This is a genomic window from Paracidovorax wautersii (assembly GCF_031453675.1).
Classification (GTDB): domain Bacteria; phylum Pseudomonadota; class Gammaproteobacteria; order Burkholderiales; family Burkholderiaceae_C; genus Paracidovorax.
In genome coordinates this window covers 1,716,995-1,731,191 of the sequence record NZ_JAVIZX010000001.1, presented here as the reverse complement: position 1 = coordinate 1,731,191, position 14,197 = coordinate 1,716,995, and the positions used below count along the sequence as shown (strand labels likewise).

Annotated in this window: 17 protein-coding genes; 3 read left to right on the top strand and 14 right to left on the bottom strand. The window is 70.4% G+C overall.

What is annotated here, in order from left to right:
• Window positions 1-11 precede the first annotated feature (11 nt).
• On the bottom strand, window positions 12-485 hold the full coding sequence (locus tag QE399_RS07890; RefSeq protein ID WP_309827778.1) for an FKBP-type peptidyl-prolyl cis-trans isomerase: 474 nt from the start codon (window positions 483-485) through the stop codon (window positions 12-14).
• Window positions 486-668: 183 nt separating this feature from the next.
• Here QE399_RS07890 and QE399_RS07885 point away from each other — a divergent pair, with 183 nt between their 5' ends.
• Window positions 669-998: a DHCW motif cupin fold protein gene (locus QE399_RS07885; RefSeq protein ID WP_309827777.1), complete on the top strand. Its 330-nt coding sequence runs from the start codon at window positions 669-671 to the stop codon at window positions 996-998.
• Window positions 999-1,006: 8 nt separating this feature from the next.
• On the opposite strand, the gene QE399_RS07880 is transcribed toward QE399_RS07885, so the two are convergent.
• The 9 genes from QE399_RS07880 to QE399_RS07840 form a co-directional block, all read right to left on the bottom strand.
• Entirely contained in the window at window positions 1,007-2,062 is a 1,056-nt protein-coding gene (locus QE399_RS07880) for a pirin family protein (RefSeq protein ID WP_309827775.1), read from the bottom strand.
• A 361-nt stretch (window positions 2,063-2,423) separates the two neighbouring features.
• Window positions 2,424-2,846, bottom strand: coding sequence for a hypothetical protein (locus QE399_RS07875; protein ID WP_309827773.1), 423 nt, complete (start codon window positions 2,844-2,846; stop codon window positions 2,424-2,426).
• Between the two features lie 198 nt (window positions 2,847-3,044).
• Window positions 3,045-4,064 (bottom strand): SDR family oxidoreductase, encoded by a 1,020-nt coding sequence (locus QE399_RS07870; protein WP_309827771.1) that lies wholly within the window; start codon window positions 4,062-4,064, stop codon window positions 3,045-3,047.
• Window positions 4,065-4,250: 186 nt separating this feature from the next.
• Complete coding sequence (locus tag QE399_RS07865) at window positions 4,251-4,508, bottom strand: hypothetical protein (RefSeq protein ID WP_309827769.1); 258 nt, start codon at window positions 4,506-4,508, stop codon at window positions 4,251-4,253.
• 112 nt (window positions 4,509-4,620) lie between these two features.
• A complete protein-coding gene (locus QE399_RS07860) occupies window positions 4,621-5,757 on the bottom strand; it encodes a mechanosensitive ion channel family protein (RefSeq protein WP_309827767.1) in 1,137 nt (378 codons plus the stop codon).
• Between the two features lie 209 nt (window positions 5,758-5,966).
• A complete protein-coding gene (gene treF, locus QE399_RS07855) occupies window positions 5,967-7,709 on the bottom strand; it encodes an alpha,alpha-trehalase TreF (RefSeq protein ID WP_309827765.1) in 1,743 nt (580 codons plus the stop codon).
• A gap of 14 nt (window positions 7,710-7,723) precedes the next feature.
• Entirely contained in the window at window positions 7,724-8,569 is an 846-nt protein-coding gene (locus QE399_RS07850; RefSeq protein WP_309827764.1) for an SDR family NAD(P)-dependent oxidoreductase, read from the bottom strand.
• A 215-nt stretch (window positions 8,570-8,784) separates the two neighbouring features.
• On the bottom strand, window positions 8,785-9,369 hold the full coding sequence (locus tag QE399_RS07845; protein ID WP_309827762.1) for a DUF1439 domain-containing protein: 585 nt from the start codon (window positions 9,367-9,369) through the stop codon (window positions 8,785-8,787).
• A gap of 74 nt (window positions 9,370-9,443) precedes the next feature.
• Entirely contained in the window at window positions 9,444-10,187 is a 744-nt protein-coding gene (locus tag QE399_RS07840; protein ID WP_309827760.1) for an exopolysaccharide biosynthesis protein, read from the bottom strand.
• Window positions 10,188-10,566: 379 nt separating this feature from the next.
• On the opposite strand from QE399_RS07840, the gene QE399_RS07835 reads away from it, so the two are divergent.
• Both QE399_RS07835 and QE399_RS07830 read left to right on the top strand, forming a co-directional pair.
• On the top strand, window positions 10,567-11,040 hold the full coding sequence (locus QE399_RS07835) for a GFA family protein (RefSeq protein ID WP_309827758.1): 474 nt from the start codon (window positions 10,567-10,569) through the stop codon (window positions 11,038-11,040).
• A gap of 21 nt (window positions 11,041-11,061) precedes the next feature.
• Window positions 11,062-11,724 (top strand): DNA-3-methyladenine glycosylase, encoded by a 663-nt coding sequence (locus QE399_RS07830; RefSeq protein WP_309827756.1) that lies wholly within the window; start codon window positions 11,062-11,064, stop codon window positions 11,722-11,724.
• Here the strand turns inward: QE399_RS07830 and QE399_RS07825 are convergent.
• The 4 genes from QE399_RS07825 to QE399_RS07810 form a co-directional block, all read right to left on the bottom strand.
• On the bottom strand, window positions 11,678-12,523 hold the full coding sequence (locus tag QE399_RS07825; protein ID WP_309827754.1) for a tRNA-uridine aminocarboxypropyltransferase: 846 nt from the start codon (window positions 12,521-12,523) through the stop codon (window positions 11,678-11,680). The genes QE399_RS07830 and QE399_RS07825 overlap by 47 nt on opposite strands.
• A 64-nt stretch (window positions 12,524-12,587) precedes the next feature.
• Window positions 12,588-13,010: a DUF6216 family protein gene (locus QE399_RS07820; RefSeq protein ID WP_309827752.1), complete on the bottom strand. Its 423-nt coding sequence runs from the start codon at window positions 13,008-13,010 to the stop codon at window positions 12,588-12,590.
• Entirely contained in the window at window positions 12,898-13,440 is a 543-nt protein-coding gene (locus tag QE399_RS07815) for a DUF6216 family protein (protein WP_309827750.1), read from the bottom strand. The genes QE399_RS07820 and QE399_RS07815 overlap by 113 nt, the downstream gene beginning before the upstream one ends.
• Before the next feature lie 80 nt (window positions 13,441-13,520).
• Window positions 13,521-14,123 (bottom strand): class I SAM-dependent methyltransferase, encoded by a 603-nt coding sequence (locus QE399_RS07810; protein WP_309827748.1) that lies wholly within the window; start codon window positions 14,121-14,123, stop codon window positions 13,521-13,523.
• Between the last annotated feature and the right edge of the window lie 74 nt (window positions 14,124-14,197).

The following is a 14,197-nucleotide window of genomic DNA, read 5'->3' as shown; positions in this document are numbered from 1 at the left end:
CGGCGTGCCGATCAATGGTGGTGGCCGTGGCCGCCGTGCACGTGGCGGTGGGCGATCTCTTCCGGCGTGGCGGCGCGCACCTCGGTCACCTTGCAGGCAAAGCGCAGTGCGTGGCCGGCCAGCGGGTGGTTGCCGTCCAGATGCACCTGGGGACCCTTGATCTTGACCACGTTGAACAGCGCCGGCTGGCCGTCGTTGCCCACGCCGCGCAGCTGGCCCCCCACCTTCACGCCGGGCGGGAACTCGCTCTTGGGAATGGTGCGCACCAGGCTTTCGTCCCGCTCGCCGAAGGCATCGGCCACGGCCAGGTCCACCGTGGTGGTGTAGCCGGGTGCGCGGTTCTCCAGCTCGGCCTCGACCTTGGCGAAGAGGTTGTCGTAGCCGCCGTGCAGGTAGGCCACGTCGCCCGAATCCAGCAGCTTGCCGGTGGCGGGGTCGGTGATTTTGTAGTTCAGGGTGACGGCGGTGTCTTTGGTGATGTTCATGCGAAGGATTCCGAAGGAAGAACGGGGCGCGCGCAATCGCCTGCGCACCGCACGCGGGTGCCGCAGCAGCGCTGCCAGAGCGCCATTGTCAACCATGCCCGCAGCCGCCTGCGCCCTGTGGTCTTGGCCGGTACAGTGCGGCGCAGCGCACGCACCGCGGGCCACTCACCAAGAGCAATGCACATGAAGATGGAGAACATTCCGTTCGGTACGACCGACTGGTCCACCGTGGCCCGCACCGAGCATTCGGCCGAGGCCGGCCAGGCGTTCTGGCAGACCCAGAACTTCGGCGGCATCCGCGTGCGCATGGTGGAGTACACGCCGGGCTATGTGTCCGACCACTGGTGCAGCAAGGGCCATGTGCTGCTGTGCCTGGAGGGCGAGATGGAAACCGAGCTGGAAGACGGCCGCACCTTCACGCTCAAGCCCGGGATGAGCTACCAGGTGGCCGACGGCGCCGAGCCGCACCGCTCGCGCTCGCCCCAGGGTGCCAAGCTCTTCATCGTCGATTGAACAGGCCGTCAGGCGCCATCGGCCACGGCGGCCGGCACCTCGTCCTGCGCCGCGCCGGGCCGTCGGGCGAAGCGGCGCGGCTCGCGCCCGTGGACGGGGGCCGGGTCGTCCCAGGGCCAGCCGCCGAACTGCGTGCGGCGGTAGTCCTGCAGTGCCTGCATGATCTCCTGCTGGCTGTTCATGACGAAGGGGCCGTACTGCACCACCGGCTCGCCCAGGGGGCGGCCCTGCAGCAGCAAAAATTCCGCCACGGCGTCGCCGCCGTTGTGCAGTTCCACGGCATCTGCCGCGCGCAGTTCCAGCGCGGCGTGGGACACGGCCTGGCCGGCCACGGTGACGCCGCTGCCTGCAAAGTAGTACAGCATGCGGCGCGTGCCCTCGCCCGCCGCGGCCGGCAGCGTCCAGCGGGCGCCGGGGGCCAGGCGCACGGTCCAGATCGCCACGTCGGCCTCTGCCTGCGCCGCCCAGGAGTCGGGCGGCGGGGCCAGCGGCGCGGCACCGTCCACAGCGCCGGCGATCACGGCCACCTCGGTGGTGCGGCCGGCGCCGTCCTGGGCGGTGATGCGGGGAATGTCGCCTGACCAGAACATGGTGAAGTGCGGCGCCACCATCTTGGAGCGCGCCGGCAGGTTCAGCCAGATCTGGAACAGCTCCAGCGGGTTGGGTGCGGCGCTGTCCAGCAGCGGGAACATCTCGGAATGCACCACGCCCGCGCCGGCGGTGAGCCACTGCACGTCGCCCTGGCCGAAGCGCGCGGTGGCGCCCAGCGAATCGCTGTGGTCGATGAGGCCCTTGCGCACGATGGTCACGGTCTCGAAGCCGCGGTGCGGGTGGCCGGGAAAGCCGGGCACCACGTCGCCGTGGTACATGCTCCAGCCGTCCTGGCGCGAGAAGTCCTGCCCGATCTGCCGGCCGGCCAGCGGCGCATCGGGGCCCAGGTCGGCATTGCCGGGCGGGTAGGCGTCGTCATGGTGGGCGCAGAAGAGGAACGGGTCCATCGTCGGCCACAGCGCGCCGAGCGGCTGGGTCTGCAGGATGGGCGAAGCGGTGGATGGTTGCGGCATGCGGGGATTCTCCTTCGGGGCGCAGCACCGGCCGCTTCCCCCCATGGGAAAGCCGGCCGGAGAACGAGCGGTCTTCTGCAGATGGGGCCGGGAGCGGCCATCGCCAGAGCGCCGCCTGTGCAACGCTGTGGTGCAGCCGTGGAACGGTGGGCAACGTCCGGCCGAGGCATCGGCCACGACTTGAAGCCAAAATGGCCTCTAGCCCAATCAGGACAAGCGCAAGCAGCTATTCAATGCATAGCAAACGCGGAGCGCACCAGCGGACCGGCCTTCCGCGGAGGCGGCGTGCCAGGCAGACAGGCAGACAGGCAGACAGGCAGACAGGTAGGCAGGTAGGCAGGTAGGCAGGTAGGCAGGCCGGTCAGACATCGGCCTCGATGGCCGGGCTCGCCTGGCCGCGCCGGTCGAGCACGACGTGGATCTGCGTGGCGGACGGCAGGTCGGGGCGCGAGACGCCGCCCAGGTCGGCCAGCGCGGTGAACTGCCCGTCCAGGAAGAAGAAGGTGATCGACTGTGCCAAGTGGGCGAGCGCGTCCTCCGCCGTGGGAAAGCCGGCCGAGGCCACGGTTTCGTCGCCGTCGAGCCGGTAGCGGTAGGTGCCGCCACCCGGCCCCTGCTGCTCTTCCATCAGGCCCAGATCCACGAGTTTCTCGCGCACATTGCTCGCATACACGCGGCCGCCCGTGGCGTACAGCGTGAAGGCGGCGCCCGCGCCAGAAGCCGGCGCGGCGGCAGCGGCGGTGGCCGTGCCATTGTCGGAGGGGAAGTCGGAAGCAGTGGTCATGGCGGTTCCTGGTGAGGCCCGCTCCTGCCGGCCGGAAACTGGCGGAGCCCCAGCGGGCACGAGGGAGCACGGCGGACGGCGGGTGCGCTGGTCCATCGTAGGCAGCGCGGCAAGCTGACCCTGTAGGAGGAGGCCGGGCGCCCGGCTGCAGCGCTCCGTTCGGCACAACAGCGCCCGGGGAACGGCCCCGCCGCCGTGTCAGCGCGGCTTGCGCCCGGCGCGCCAGCCGTACGCGATGCCCAGGGCGCCCAGCACCACCAGCAGGCCGGCCTGCCCGGCCATGCGCTGCCGGTGGCCGCCGTCCACGCCCGTGCCGCGCGAGGGCGCGAACAGATTGCCTTCCGATCGCGGCGCTGCGCTGGCGTGGCGCAGGCCGGTTTCCGTCAGCCAGCGCATGGCGCGGCCCACGCTGTCCGGCGCGACGGCATGCGCCACCCGGCCCGCCAGCGCGCCCGTGCCCATCCACGTCACCGAGCGCGGCTGCGGCGTCTGCGTGAGGGCCACCACCGCATCGGCCACGCGGTGCGGGTCCACCATGGGCAGCGGCGGGCGCAGGGCCCGGCCGGTGTAGTTGGCACCGTGCGACAGGCCGGGCGAATCGACGAAGGTGGGCGCCACGTCGCACACATGCACCTGGGGCAGATCGGACACCTCGGCGCGCAGGCTTTCCGACAGGCCGCGCAGGCCGAACTTGCTGGCCGTGTACGCCGCCGCATACGGCGCGGGCACCCAGCCACCCAGCGAAATCAGGTTGACCAGCAGACCACGCCCGCGCTGGCGGAAGTGGCGCAGCGCCGCATGCGCGCCGTGCAGGTGGCCGAGCAGGTTGGCTTCGAGCACGCGGCGGTGGGCGTCGAGCGGCACCTCGTCGAAGCGGCCCACCGCGCCCACGCCCACGCCGTTGACCCACACGTCGATGCGGCCGTACTGGCGCAGGGCACGGTCGGCCAGGGCCTGCACGTCGCCGGCCTGCGTGACGTCGGTGGGCACGGCGATGGCTTGCTGCGCGCCGGCTTCGCGGCAGGCGCGGGCCACCGGGGCCAGGGTGTCGCCATTGCGGGAGGCCAGCACCAGCTGCGCTCCGGTGCGCGCAAAGGCCAGCGCGGTGGCATGGCCGATGCCGCTGGAGGCGCCGGTGATCACGACGACCAGCGGCGCGGCGGGGGGCGCTACATCGGCGCCAGAGGCGGGGACGGAATGCAGGGGGGATTGCGGCATGCTCGAAGGTCCTTGGGTCGCAGGGGCTCCAGAGCGGGCGGCGGACGGCGGGCGCCGCCCCGGCCGGCCCGGTTCAGGGGTCTCTCTCGAAAGAGGCCCTTCTTATAGACCCACCTTCGCGCCGCCCGCGTAGGACGGCGCTGACGCCGCACCGCCCAGCCAGGGGCCCCGGCAATCCATGGCCGCTCAGCCGCCGACGACGGACCAGCCGGCGCGCTGGTCCTTGCGGTCGTTGGTGTATTCCCAGGCGGTGCCGCAGCGGTCGCAGCGGTAGCGGGTGATGGTGACGCTGTGGCCGTCGGCGTGCTGTTCCTTGCGGTTGCCGCGCTGCACCAGCTCGGCATGGCCAGGCGCCTTGCGCCAGTTGCGCTGGATGCCGGCGCAGGGTTCGCACAGCTCCATCTTCTTGAGTTCGCCTTGTCGGGCCAGCAGGTCTTTGTTCATGGGGCAGGATGGAAAGGTGCGGTGTGCGCGGGATGCGCGCCGGGCCGGCGGCTCGGCAGGGGCGCTACTTTAAACCCAGGCCGCACGGCGCGTCCCGTGGCCGCCCCTCTCTTCACGCCCGGGCACCCACGTGCAGCGGGCCGGCGGGCGGCGGCGGCGCCCACGGGGCCGGCTGGTCGGGCGCCATCTGCAGCGTGCGCACCGGCACGGCAAAGGGCACGCCCAGGGCCTGCAGTTCGCGCATCAGCGCCAGGTTGATCTTCTGCTGCAGGTCCATGTAGAGGTTGTAGCCCGGGTCGAGCACGATGTAGACCACCTCGTAGGTCAGCCCGCTGTCGCCGAAGGCCAGCAGGTGGGCGCGGTCGAAGCGGGCCTGGGGCTCGGCCTCGATGATGCGGCGCACGGCCTGAGGAATGGCTTCGGCGTCTTCCGGCCGGGTGCCGTAGGGCACGCTGAATTTGAAGACGATGCGCCGCTCCTGCATGTAGCGGTAGTTGTTGATGGTCTGCTTGAGCAGGTCGGTGTTGCTCATCACCACCTGCTCGCCGCTCAGCGAGCGGATGCGCGTGGTCTTCACCCCGATCTGCTGCACCGTGCCGGCGATGCTGCCCACCACGATGAAGTCGCCCACCTCGAACGGCTTGTCCACCGCGATGGCCATGGACGCGAACAGGTCGCCCAGCACGTTCTGCACGGCCAGCGCGATGGCGATGCCGCCCACGCCCAGGCTGGCGACGAAGGCCGTGATGTTGACGCCCAAATTGGAGAGGATCGCCAGCAGCACCGTGGCCCACAGCAGCGTGCGCAGGCCCCACGACATCAGCGTGGCCGATGCGCTGATCTGCGACGGGTTGGTGGCGCCGTGGTGCACCCGGTAGCGGTCCACCACCAGCACCGTGGCGCGCGTGCCCCACAGGCCGATCTGCAGCGCCACGGCCAGGAACCACAGCTGGCCCACGCGGTCGTGCCAGCGCTGGGGCAGGTCCAGCATGCCGGCGCCCACCAGCAGGGCCGCCAGCAAAATCAGCAGATGGCTGGTGCCCGACAGCACCTGCAGCGCGACCTGGGCAGCACCGTGCTGCTCGTGACTTTCCGCATTGCGCTTGGCGCGGGCCATGGACCAGCCCAGCAGCACCGTGAGTACCAGATAGGTGCCCAGCGCCGCCGCCGTGGCGATCAGCAGGCTGGCGGCAGACATGCCCCAGAAGGTTTCGTGGTGCAGCCAGGCGGTGGCGGAAGCGGTATCCATGCGGCAAGGTCCTTTCTCGGGAAAAAACGGGGGATGGGGATGCGGAGGATGGAGAGCACGCCGGGCCGAAGCCCTCAAGACCGCGCCCCGGGCCGTCACAGGCGGCCTAAGGTGCTGGCAACGATCCTATGCAAGGCCGGCGCCGCGCGGCCGTAGGCTAAGGCCGACGATGGCCTGCCCAGCCCGGCGGCGGCGCAGCAGCAGCGCTTCTAGGCTTCGGGCGACCACTCCGCCGCCCCTTCGTCGGCGGGCCCGTAGTACACCGTCTGCGCGGCGGCATAGGTGTCGTAGCGCGGGTCCAGCCAGCACTGCACGACGCCGTTGGTCCAGCCGAAGCCGTCCTGCAGCGGGTATTCGCCGCCCCCGCCGCCGCACAGCGGCGCGCCGTCGCCGTTGCCCACGGCGTATTTCTCGACCAGCTTGCCCTCGCGCTGGTAGACCGACCGCACCGTCTCGATCCAGCGCTGGCGCACCTCCAGGGCCAGGTCCTTGTGGCCGTAGCGCTCCAGGCCGCGCACGGCCATCCATTGCAGGGGGGCCCAGCCGTTGGGCCGGTCCCACTGCTGGTCGCTGGAGCAGACGGTGGTGGCCAGGCCGCCGGCCGCCAGCAGGTGCGTGCGCACGGCGCGGGCCACGGCAGCGGCCTGGGCCTCGGTCGCCATGCCCGCATACAGCGGCACCACGGTGGCCGCGGTCAGGCAGCCGCGCAGTTCGCCGCGGCGCCAGTCGTAGTCGAAGTAGGCGCCTTCGGCCTCGTTCCACATCAGGCGGTTGACGGCCTCGCGCCGATGGGCGGCCAGGTCGTGGAAGTGCGTGGCCGTGGCGCGGTCGCCCGCCGACTGGCTGGCCTTGGCGATCGACACCTCCATGCGGTAGAGAAAAGCGTTCAGGTCCACGGGCAGCAGGTCCGTGGTGCAGATCTGCGACAGGTGCAGGCTGGCCGGGTTGGCCGCGTCGGGCGCGCGCAGCCAGCGCGTGGAGAAGTCCCAGCCCGACTCCGCGGCGGCGCGCAAGTCGCGGTACACGTCGGCCGAGGGGCGGTCCACGGCGGAGGCCGTCTCGATGTCTTCGCGCCACGATTCCTCGCGCGGCGTGTCGCGGTCGTCCCAGTAGCGGTTGAGGATCTCGCCGCCGGCCAGCGCCACCACGCGGCGGCGCGCCTCGCCGGGGTGCAGCACATGCAGGCCGTCCATCCACCACGCATGCTCCTGCAGCAGCTGCGGCAGGTAGTGCGACACGGGCGGGCCACCCACCAGCGCGCCCAGTTCGGCCATGGCGGCGAACAGCGGCGGCTGCGAGCGGCTCAGGTAATAGGTGCGCGTACCGTTGGGCACGAAGCCGAAGGCGTCGATGAGGCGGGCGAAGTTGTCCGTCATGCACTGCACCAGCTCGCTGCGGCCCGTGGCCGCCAGCCCCAGCATGGTGAAGTACGAATCCCAGTAGTACAGCTCGGCGAAACGCCCGCCCGGCACCACGTACGGGTGCGCCAGCGGCAGCGCGGAACCGCGCACCGGGTGGTCCTCGGGCTTGCGGGTGAGCACGGGCCACAGCGCGTCGATGTGCTCGGCCAGGGCCATGCCGGGCGCGCCCACGTAATCATTCGCGGCCACCTGCGGCGCGGTGAAGTGCTGCGCCACGAAGCGCGCCAGGTCGAAGCCCGGCTGCGCGTGCTCGGCCCGGTAGGCCGCAAGAATGTCCTCAGGCTCGCCGATGGGCCCGCAGTCGACGAAGGTCTTGCTGTCCTCGAAGATCTGCTGGCTCTGCACCGCCACGAACAGCTCCTGGTAGCGGTCGGCGGGCGTGCAGTGGTCGGACGGCGGCGCGCCCGGTGCGCCGGGTACCTGCACGCGGGCCGGATTGGTGCTGTACGCCGGGTGGCGTTCCGAGATGCGGAGCCCGCTGGAGACAGCGGCCGCGGCGAGGGCGGGAGGCGGGGCGATGACGGCGCTCATGCAGGGATTGTTCTTTATTGCTCTTCATAGTTCCAGAGCAAGCCCCCATCGACCACCAGCGTGGTGCCGGTCACGTAGGCGGCGTCGGGCGAGGCGAGGTACACCACCGCGCCCGCCACGTCCGGCGGCTCACCCAGCCGGCCGAGGGGAATCTGCGCCGTCAGCGCCTTCAGCTTCTGGGGGTTGGCCAGCAGATCCTGGTTGATCGGCGTGCGGATGGCGCCGGGCGCCACGTTGTTGACGGTGATGCCCAGCGGTGCCAGCTCGATGGCCATGTTGCGCATCAGCATGCGCATGCCGCCCTTGCTGGCGCAGTACGAAGTGAAGTGCGGAAAAGGCAGATCCTCGTGCACCGAACTCATGTGGATGATGCGGCCCGGCCGGCGTGCATCGCGCAGCGCGCGGGCGAAGGCCTGCGCCGTGAAGAACGCGCCCTTCAGGTTCACGTCCAGCACGCGGTCGTAGTCCTCTTCGGTGGTGTCCAGAAAGTCCGCGCGCAGCTCCAGGCCGGCGTTGTTCACCAGCACGTCGAGCCGGCCAAAAGCGTCCTGCGCCTCGCGCACTACGGCCTGCATGCGCGGCACGTCGCGCAGGTCGCCGGCCAGGACCTCGCAGCGGCTGCCGGTGCCCGTGATGCGGTCGTGCGCGGCGCGCGACCGCTCGTCTTCCTTGCGCACGTGCAGGGCGATGTCCGCGCCCTCCTGCGCCAGGCGCTCGGCCACGCCCAGGCCGATGCCCTGCGCGCCGCCCGTGACCAGGGCGACCAGCCCCTGCAGGCGGGGCGTGCCAGCGGCTTTTGCAGCAGCGGGCGAAAGGGCATGGGAGGGGGTAGGCTGGGGGGCTGGAGCAGGCGCAGTCATGCCGCAGAGAATGCCCCGAGGCCCCCACCGCCCGGTGCAGGACGGCGCCGCACGCCAAGGTGGGGAGGCGCCACGGGGTGGGGTGCTGCCCGCCTCAGCCCGGGCCTATTGCTACTCCTTCAATAGCTGCCTGCGCTTATGGGATAAGCGTTAGAAGCCAATTAGCGCATCACCGCACCGTGTGCATCTGGAAGGCGGGCAGCGATTCGCCAGGATCAGAAAAGAGGCTTGGGGACCAGTTTCACCGCCAGGCCGCGGTCCGTCACCGTGATGGCGCCGGGCTGCAGGCCCAGGCCGTCCGGCAGGGCCAGGTCTTCGGGCTTGAGGGTGTGCAGCACCACCTCGCCCAGCGACTGGCGGGCCAGTTGGGGGCCGTACTGCGACAGCAGCAGAGCCGCCTCGGGCGGCAGGTCGGGAAACTCCAGCGCGTTGATCTGCAGATCGTGCGCGCGCAGCGTGCGGTCCTTGGGCTCGTAGCGCAGGCCGAAGTCCACGTTCAGCCGCCCGTTGTACGTGCGCCGCAGTACCGGCCCGCTGGCCTCGACCGGCAGGTCGGCATTGAGGCGGTTGACGTCCGGCTTGAGCCCGATGCGCGGCGCCAGCACCGCCAGGGTGGCGAGGTTGCTCACCGGGTAGCGCAGCGGAAAGCGCTGCTTCACAGCCTCCTCGATCTCTTCGCGCGGGACGGTGTAGCGCGGCGCGGCGTGGGCGGCGAGCGGTCGGAGCAGGCCCGTGGCCATCAGCAGCACGGCGGGCGCGGCGTTGAGCAGGGCGCGGCGGGGCAGGGTGCGATCGGACATGCGGCGATGGTACGCCGCACGCCGCCGCCGGGCTGTAGGCACGGCGCCCATCGTGGGCGCGGCAACGGCCGCGGCTACAGGGCCACGGCGAGCATGCCCAGGGCGCCCAGAGCCAGGGCGCAGGCGCCCAGCATCAGCAGCCCGTCCCCCACCAGCAGGGCCAGCCCGAAGAGCGCGATGGCGGCCATGGGGATGGAGCTGGCGAAGGGCACCACCTCCAGCAGCGGCACGGTGATGGCCAGGGCGATGCACCCCGCCGCGGCCACGCGCATGAACGGACCGGTGGTGAGCCGGCGCAGGCGGCCGTGGAACCAGCGGTCGATGCGGCACGCCACGGGCCGCAGCTTCTGCACGCCGCGCTCCAGCCGCCGCGCGGAGAAGCCCGCCCGCTCGACGAACCCCGGCACCCACAGGCGCTTGGCGCCGAACAGCATCTGCGCGGCGAACAGCACCACCATGGTCGCCAGCACCGTCGGCACGCCGGGCACGGCGCCGATGGGAGAGATCTCCAGCAGCGCCGGCACGATCAGGAACGGTCCATAGCTGCGCGTGCCGAACGCGCCCACCATGTCGCCCACGCGCACCTTGCCGGCATCCTCCGGGCTGCTCTCCTTGTCCTGGTCCGCGCCGGCCGGCCCTGCCCCGTCCGCCTGCGGGCGGTTCTCGCGCGCCAGCGTGCCCAGCGCGTCGAGGATGCCGGTGAGCGAATCGGCCGCGGCGGCGCCCGGCGCCTTGGGGTCCGTGGGCGACGCCGAGGCGTCCGTTGCGCTGCGGGCGGTGCGGGGGCACGTGGAGGAGGTCGTCGTTGATGCGGTCATGGGTCTTTGCGATCGGAGAGGGAGCCGGCCTGGGGCAGCGATGTGGGGCGAGCGCGGAGGCATCGCCCGCGCCTTGACGCCACTGTCGGACGCGGCGCAGCGCCTCCTTGTAGGCGCGCTGCGGCTACCCGCGTCGCCTGCGCGCCCATGGAGATGGAGCAGGAGCCGTACCGGGCAGGAAGAGATTTCATATCAAATGGGCCTGCAGCGCCCGTCCCGCGTGCGTAAACAGCTATCAAAACAGAAGCGGCGGCGCATCCTCTGCCGCACCCACCTGCACCGACGGCCCGACGCGCCGCCCTCCGACGCCGCACGGCAGCGCACGCCACCACGATCGCTTCAGCGGACCGGTCGTCCCGGCCCTGTCAGGAGATCCCCCATGCACATCGAAGGCTCTTGCCACTGCGGCGCCGTCAGCTACACCGTCACGGCGCACGAACCCGTGCCCTTCATGCGCTGCCATTGCTCCATCTGCCGCAAGACGGCGGGCACCGGCGGCTACGCCATTAACCTGGGGGCGGACCATCGCACGCTGGAAGTGCGCGGCCGCCACCACCTGGCGATCTACCACGCCAAGATGCCCGACGGCACGCGCAGCCCCGCCGAGCGCCACTTCTGCAAGCACTGCGGCACGGCGATGTGGCTGTACGACCCGCGCTGGCCCGACCTGGTGCACCCGCACGCCGGCGCGGTGGACACGCCCCTGCCCGCGCCGCCCCAGAGCACGCATGCCATGCTGGCCTACAAGCCCGACTGGGTGGTGGTGCACGCCGGGCCGCAGGACACCTCGGTGCAGGAACTGCCGGACACCTCGCTGGCCGACTGGCACCGACAGCACGGCCTGTCGTCCTGACCGGCGCGGCACACTCGGCCCATGTCCCTGGCTTCTTCCGCTGCTGCCCCCATCGCCCTGGTGCCCGCCACCATCGATTTCTCTGCCCCTGCGCACGCAGTGGCGCGCCGGCTGATCGGCGTGACGCTGCTGGTGGACGGCGTGGGCGGCCGCATCGTGGAGACCGAGGCCTATGACCAGGCCGACGCGGCATCGCACACCTACGGCGGGCTTACCGCACGCAACGCCGCCATGTTCGGGCCGCCGGGGCATGCGTATGTCTACCGTTCGTACGGCCTGCACTGGTGCGTGAACACCGTCTGCCGCGAAGCCGGCCACGGCGCCGGCGTGCTGCTGCGCGCGCTGGAGCCCACGCACGGACTGGAGACGATGCGCGCCCGCCGCGGTCTGCAGGACGCGCGCCTGCTGTGCGCCGGCCCCGGCCGCCTGGCGCAGGCGCTGGGCATCGACGCGCGGCTCAACGGCGAGCCGCTGGGTCAGCCGCCCTTCCAGCTGCTGGAGCCAGCGCCCTCCCCGGCTTCGGAGGCCGGCGCGGCGTCGACCGCGGGCGCCGTGGCCGTCGCCTGCGGCCCGCGCATCGGCATCTCCAAGGCGGTGGACGTGCCCTGGCGCTTTGGCGAGGCGGGGTCGCGCTACCTCAGCCGGCCGTTCGCGGCAGCGCGCGGGCGGGCAGCACCCAGCTGAGCGCGGCGCCCTGTTCGCCTAGGTCAGCGCATTGCCGAAGGAGCGCCTCGCGCAGCCGGCGGTGTTCGTCTCCGTCCCGTTGCGGCGGCAGCTGGTGCTTGGCCTGCAGGTAGTGGTGGGTGAAGACGTCCAGGTACGCCTCCAGCACCTGCGATGCGCGCGGCTCGCCCGCCAGCTCCATGCACAGCCCCGCCACCTCGGCCGTGCAGAAATGGTCGCCCCGCGTGGAACGCCGCAGCCGGTAGCGCGACAGCTGCTCGGCCTGCAGGCTCAGTACCGGCAGGTGGTCCAGGTACGGACTCTTGCGGAACATCTTGCGCGCCTCGGGCCAGGTGGCATCGAGCAGCACAAAGAGCGGGCGCTTGGGGGCAGCTGCACCGGCGCACTCCGGGTCCGCCCCCTCGGCCAGCAACTGCGTCACCACCCGCTCCGGCGCCACGAACTCGCCCGGAAACACCACATACGGCTGCCACAGCGGATCGCCCAGCAGCGCCAGCAGCGCCGGGTCCACCTCCGTGCGCGCCCAGCCGAAGGCCCACGTGTCGGGCACCACATCGGCGATCAGCCAGCCCGTGTTGCTGGGCTTGAGCGGCTCGATGTCCGCCATCAGCAGGCACACGCCCGCGTTCGTGGGCACGGCAGGATGCAGGTTGCACAGGCAATGGCTGGGCACCAGCCGGCAGCCCGGGCAGCGCTCGCCCCGTGGGCCACCGCGGGCCAGGAAGGGTTTGGAGCTGCGCGCCAGGCGCGCGGCGCGCAGGCGGGAGACGGCGTGGGGCACGGGGACTGAAGGGTTCACTGGGGCGGAAATTGTGTGACCGGAGTCATAGGCAAATGCACGATCTTTTGCATGTTCATGTCGGTTAGCGCGCGCCGTCGAAGTCCAGTTCCAATTGAGCGCCAGGTAACGCCGGATCGACTTGTCGCCGCAGCATTTTCAATGCAGAAGCGCAGGTCATGGCCCAAACGCCAGCGAAATACATGGCTGCGAAGAAAGCAATGCCAAGCAATGCCAAGGCTGCCCTTTGTTCACTTAAAGCGTTCCTTATGTAAACGTCAAACCCCGGTTTCAAGAGCAAACGGCATATCACCTGTGTGTCCTCTTTCGAGAGCCGCACGCGGTCTGCCGCAACTTCGGCATTGCCGCAGTCTTCTGACGTAATGGCAGGCCCGTCAAGCAGCGGCCACACCGCCCGCGCCCCCGATACGGAAGCGAAAAAGTCCTGCCCGCTTGCTTTGACGGTAAGAAGCGCCTGTGACGATGAGATCAGCTGCAGCGAAACCAAGCCGGCAATTGGGAAAATCACTGCAAACGCGCCAAAACCCGCCAAGCCATTTCAGGTATCGCTCACTGACCTTAATCCGCCGTGATTTCAAATCAAAGTGGTCGCCGCACATGCGCAACGAGCCGAGATCGACATCCCGCGTCCGGCACCACTCCATCAGCGTACGTGCCTCTTCCAAAGTGGCAGCCGCAGGGCCCACAAAAATTCGGAACGCAGCTAGATTGCTCTGATCCTCAACGAATGCGCGAATGCCTGAATCCGTAATTTCACCTTTGCCATGTACCACCTGCCGAAAGCGACGTCGCAGCAAGTGCCAGGACTCCGTGCGCAGCACCGCCCAGACAAACAAGGCAGTGATGCCCAAAGGCAAACTTAACGGTAGATACGCAATCACACCTTGTGACACGCCAGCAATTGCCGTGCTGTCCATCGTTCACCTCCCTCGTTAACTCTCCATCCGCGCGCCACTTCAGGTGGCGTCTCGGAGCATTCCGATCCACGGCACCGAGCCTAGCCCCGGTGCTCCAATTCGAACAGCGGCACTTCCGCCTCACGGCTCAGCCACAGGCCGCCGCCCAGCTCCAGGAAGTGCTCGCGCAGGCCGCGGCGGTACAACTGGGCGCTGTGGCGGAAGACACGGCCGTCGGTCAGGTCTTCGTCGACGATGTCGCGCTCATAGTCCTCGCGCGAGACGGCCTCGATGTACAGGGCGCCGCGGCACAGGCGGCCCAGGTTGCGCAGGGCGGCCTTGAGGTCCGCCTCGCTCAGGTAGGGCAGCACGCCCTGGCAGATCACGAAGTCGAACGGCTCGGCCGCCTGGTAATCGACCACCGAGCCCTGCTGCCAGCCGAAGCGCTCGCACAGGTAGGGGCTGAACTCCACCCCCTTGTAGCGCGCGGCGGGAAAGTGCCGCTCCACGATGCCCTTCCACAGCCCGATGCCGCAGCCCACGTCCAGCGCGCGCAGCACCGGCACCCGCAGGTACTGCAGGTAGCTGCACACGAAGGTGCCCAGGCGCTCCATGTGCGCCGGGTCCACCACGCTGGTTTTCTTGTCGAAGTAGAAGCGCTGGTAGTACGCCTCATCGAAGGTGGTTGCGCTGGCTGATTTCAATGCGGGAATCCTTGGGGCGGTGGGTGAGTGGCTGAGGGTCTGAAGGGGACACTGGCCTGGCCTGGCCTGGCGCG

Bases quoted from the DNA above. Each gene is read 5' to 3' on its own strand.
- QE399_RS07830 (WP_309827756.1), top strand. From the start codon at position 11,062: ATGTCCCTGGCTTCTTCCGCTGCTGCCCCCATCGCCCTGGTGCCCGCC.
- QE399_RS07860 (WP_309827767.1), bottom strand. From the start codon at position 5,757: ATGGATACCGCTTCCGCCACCGCCTGGCTGCACCACGAAACCTTCTGG.
- QE399_RS07880 (WP_309827775.1), bottom strand. From the start codon at position 2,062: ATGCCGCAACCATCCACCGCTTCGCCCATCCTGCAGACCCAGCCGCTC.
- QE399_RS07875 (WP_309827773.1), bottom strand. From the start codon at position 2,846: ATGACCACTGCTTCCGACTTCCCCTCCGACAATGGCACGGCCACCGCC.
- QE399_RS07890 (WP_309827778.1), bottom strand. From the start codon at position 485: ATGAACATCACCAAAGACACCGCCGTCACCCTGAACTACAAAATCACC.
- QE399_RS07865 (WP_309827769.1), bottom strand. From the start codon at position 4,508: ATGAACAAAGACCTGCTGGCCCGACAAGGCGAACTCAAGAAGATGGAG.
- QE399_RS07815 (WP_309827750.1), bottom strand. From the start codon at position 13,440: ATGGACAGCACGGCAATTGCTGGCGTGTCACAAGGTGTGATTGCGTAT.
- treF (WP_309827765.1), bottom strand. From the start codon at position 7,709: ATGAGCGCCGTCATCGCCCCGCCTCCCGCCCTCGCCGCGGCCGCTGTC.
- QE399_RS07870 (WP_309827771.1), bottom strand. From the start codon at position 4,064: ATGCCGCAATCCCCCCTGCATTCCGTCCCCGCCTCTGGCGCCGATGTA.
- QE399_RS07885 (WP_309827777.1), top strand. From the start codon at position 669: ATGAAGATGGAGAACATTCCGTTCGGTACGACCGACTGGTCCACCGTG.
- QE399_RS07835 (WP_309827758.1), top strand. From the start codon at position 10,567: ATGCACATCGAAGGCTCTTGCCACTGCGGCGCCGTCAGCTACACCGTC.
- QE399_RS07840 (WP_309827760.1), bottom strand. From the start codon at position 10,187: ATGACCGCATCAACGACGACCTCCTCCACGTGCCCCCGCACCGCCCGC.
- QE399_RS07850 (WP_309827764.1), bottom strand. From the start codon at position 8,569: ATGACTGCGCCTGCTCCAGCCCCCCAGCCTACCCCCTCCCATGCCCTT.
- QE399_RS07845 (WP_309827762.1), bottom strand. From the start codon at position 9,369: ATGTCCGATCGCACCCTGCCCCGCCGCGCCCTGCTCAACGCCGCGCCC.